This window comes from Tropicimonas sp. IMCC6043 (assembly GCF_004146235.1).
Lineage (GTDB): Bacteria > Pseudomonadota > Alphaproteobacteria > Rhodobacterales > Rhodobacteraceae > Tropicimonas.
The window spans coordinates 1-3,022 of the sequence record NZ_SELO01000101.1 but is presented as its reverse complement, the minus strand read 5'-3'; the positions used below and the strand labels follow the sequence as shown (position 1 = coordinate 3,022).

Annotated in this window: 3 protein-coding genes and 2 pseudogenes; 2 read left to right on the top strand and 3 right to left on the bottom strand. The window is 60.8% G+C overall.

What is annotated here, in order from left to right; translation table 11 throughout:
• Positions 1-152 precede the first annotated feature (152 nt).
• Entirely contained in the window at positions 153-545 is a 393-nt protein-coding gene (locus EU800_RS29235; RefSeq protein ID WP_129636321.1) for a DDE-type integrase/transposase/recombinase, read from the bottom strand.
• Here EU800_RS29235 and EU800_RS27085 point away from each other — a divergent pair.
• Positions 500-826, top strand: coding sequence for a hypothetical protein (locus tag EU800_RS27085; RefSeq protein ID WP_165354858.1), 327 nt, complete (start codon positions 500-502; stop codon positions 824-826). The two genes, EU800_RS29235 and EU800_RS27085, sit on opposite strands and share 46 nt — an antisense overlap.
• 68 nt (positions 827-894) lie before the next feature.
• On the top strand, positions 895-1,836 hold the full coding sequence (locus EU800_RS25810) for a pyrroline-5-carboxylate reductase (protein WP_256369794.1): 942 nt from the start codon (positions 895-897) through the stop codon (positions 1,834-1,836).
• 139 nt (positions 1,837-1,975) lie between these two features.
• On the opposite strand, the pseudogene EU800_RS25805 reads toward EU800_RS25810, so the two are convergent.
• Positions 1,976-2,197 (bottom strand): annotated as a pseudogene (locus EU800_RS25805) (DDE-type integrase/transposase/recombinase); the annotation flags it as partial.
• Positions 2,198-2,395: 198 nt separating this feature from the next.
• Positions 2,396-2,902, bottom strand: a pseudogene (locus EU800_RS25800) (aminotransferase class III-fold pyridoxal phosphate-dependent enzyme); the annotation flags it as partial.
• Between the last annotated feature and the right edge of the window lie 120 nt (positions 2,903-3,022).

Here is a 3,022-nt window from a genome sequence, read left to right as displayed (position 1 = left end):
CGATCGCTGTATTGCTGCTCGGATGGCGTGCGTGGTCGTGGCGCTGCCGTGACGTACCTGTCCCATAGGGCTTCCTTCCATTCCAGCGAATGGATCGCACCATCAAACCGTGGGATCAAACACCTAGCCAGGAGCACCTTCCGAGAGCAGGCTCAGGCCGCCACGATCTCACGCCAGTCGGCCATGGCCCTCGCGCCGAGGGTCTGTAACGTGCGGCGGGAACTCAGATGACGTTGGACATTGACGTGATTGGCGATAGCGGCGTGGGAGGACAGGCAGCGCTGCGCCGATCCGGGCGACTTGAATCGAATTTGTTGCCACTCCCGGCGCCGGGTCGGCTGATGCGAAACCTTTGCTCGATTGTTGGATCGCCCGCCGGTCACGTGCCGCTCAGCAGGACCCAAATTGCGTATGGCGGCGCTGAAAAACCAAAGGCGATCCGTCGCGATTGCATCAGGGACGTAAGCCAGCCGCTTCACGAGTTTCCGCAGAAATTTCAGTGCTGCTTTCCGACCCCGCTTCGATCGAACCCGTATGTCAAGCACTTCGCCTCGTCGTCAGCGGTGCGCCAGAGATAGACGATCTTGCCGCCGATCTTGAGGAAGACTTCATCCAGATGCCTACCAACGATCGGTGGGCCGTGCCCGGCGACGGCGGAGCTAATGAGTCTAGATGCGCCCGAACTTCAGCGCCCATCACAACCCAGAACTGGACAAGCAAAGTCACGGTCACGGGGATCGGTGCCGCGTTTCGGTCGGTCGGACAGTTATCCCGACTTCAAAGAAATGATTTTTCAAGCAATATGAAAGATATGAGCGACATCTGAGCGCCTCGCAGAAGGCGCCTTCGCGCCAAAGAACGTTCTATCCCGGTCGCGTCCCCTCCCCTGACGGCGTGCGATCGCGGCGGTCCCTGTCAAGTGACCAACCAGGTCGCCGGGATCACCGATCATTGGCTCGCGGACTGCCCGCGGAACGATGTGGATCGGTCTCGACCTTGTCAGCCCGTTCCCGCATTGTCTCACCCTATCTGAAACACGAGGAGGACAGGATGAAACTCGGCTTCATAGGCACGGGCGCGATCACCGAGGCCATTGTCACCGGACTTCTGCGTGCGCAGGCGGATGTGACGGAGATTCTCGTATCGGAGCGCAGCAGCGTCATCTCGGCGCGGCTTGCCGACGCGAGCGATCGGGTGCGCATCTGTTCCGACAATCAGGACATTGTCGAAGGGAGCGAACTCGTGGTCCTCGCCATCCGGCCACAAGACGCCCACGCCGCTCTATCACCTCTCCGATTTTCCGAGGGACAGCATGTATGCAGCCTGATCGCCACCGTCGAAGCCGAAACTCTCGCGGACTGGATTGGCACACCGCTCGACATCTTCCGGGCGATCCCGCTGCCGTCCGTCGCGGCGCTTAGTGGTGTCACCGCGCTCTTTCCGTATGACCCGGTGGGCGAGAAAGTCTTCGGGCCTCTTGGGACCGTCATCGGGGCGAAGACGCTCGACGAATTCGACGCCTATGCCACCGCCAGTTCGCTGATGGGTACCTATTTCGGTATCCTTGAGTTGGCAGCCGAATGGCTTCGGGAAAACGGCGCCGAACGCGACGCGGCACAGAACTACCTGAATGCTGTCTTCCTGGGGCTTACCAAGACAGGCAGCGAGGCCGACGGTACGCCGTTCGAAACCCTGCGCGAGGAACACTCGACGCCGGGTGGACTGAATGAGCAGATGTTCGCGACCTTCATCTCATCAGGCGGCGCCGCCGCTCTCACAACGGCGTTGGACGCTGTCGCCGACCGCGTGCGGAAGGCGCGACAATGCCGATCATAACCCGGACGCCAAGTTAGCGCCTGCGAGGACGGTCCGGCGACCAACCAGAGCGGAGCTGTCACGGCAACTCGCGGTGGCCGAGAAAAGGTGGTGTCAGACCAATTCGAACCGGTCTCCGAATGGAGAGTGATCCTGCCCCTTATGCCGTGCCCAGTTGACGCCACTCGGTGAGAGCGGCGGAGCGGTTTGCCTTGAAATCTGCTCTGGAGGAGAGGCTGCGCTCCGAATTGAAATGATTGTGGACCGAGGCGTGGACGGATGCGAAACTCTGTAAACTTCGCATCCGCCGGAAGCGTTGCATCGCCTGCTCTCGTCGTCGAAACGGCAGATGCGAATTCTCCGCCCTGTTGTTCAGCCAGCGCCACCTTTGTCTTGAACTCATGCGCGTGCTGCTTCTGTTTCGAAAGTCTGATCTCCTTCTTGTCGAAGATCAGCGGACTGCAAATCGTAGCCTGCACCGGTGTCCGAATGTCGGGGAGCAGCACTGGGTCGGCGCCTCCCCAGCGCCGCCGCAAGCCAAGTTCGCCTGACATCACACCCTGACATGACCCTGCAACGGTCAACCGAAGACACGGCCAAGCGCGCCGTCGATGGAACGCGTAATCCGGTCGATATCGTCCGCCGTGGCGATCAATGCCGGCGAGAGGCAGAGCGTGTTGTTGAACCCCGGAAGGGAGCGGTTGGTTGCCCCGATAAGGACGCCCTGCGCCGCGCAATCGGCTACCACTGCCTGAACCTGCTTCTCCGACGCCGGCTCTTTCGTCGTGCGGTCCACGACAAGTTCGGCGCCGCAGAAAAACCCCTTGCCGCGCACATCACCGATACAGGCGTGTTTTTCCATCAGGCCGTCCAGGTTCGCCATCAGCCGAGTGCCCATCGCTGTCGTGTTGGCGAGCAAGTCTTCCTCCTCGATGATGCGCATATTCTCCAGCGCAGCGGCGGGGCCGGCAGTACAGCCGCCGAAGGTGGAGATGTCGCGGAAATGATCTAAGGGGTCCGCGGCGTCCTCCTTGAACATCTCGAAGACTTCCTCTGTCGTCACCAGGCAGGCAATCGCGGCGTGTCCGTCGTCAGAGTATTTCGGAGATCGCGAGGTTTCTCGTAGCGAGAGTTCCGGTTCGGTTTCCGTTTGAGATTATGCGGCAGCGTTCTGATGCTGCAAGCGGCGTTTCCGGATGGTCTGTTT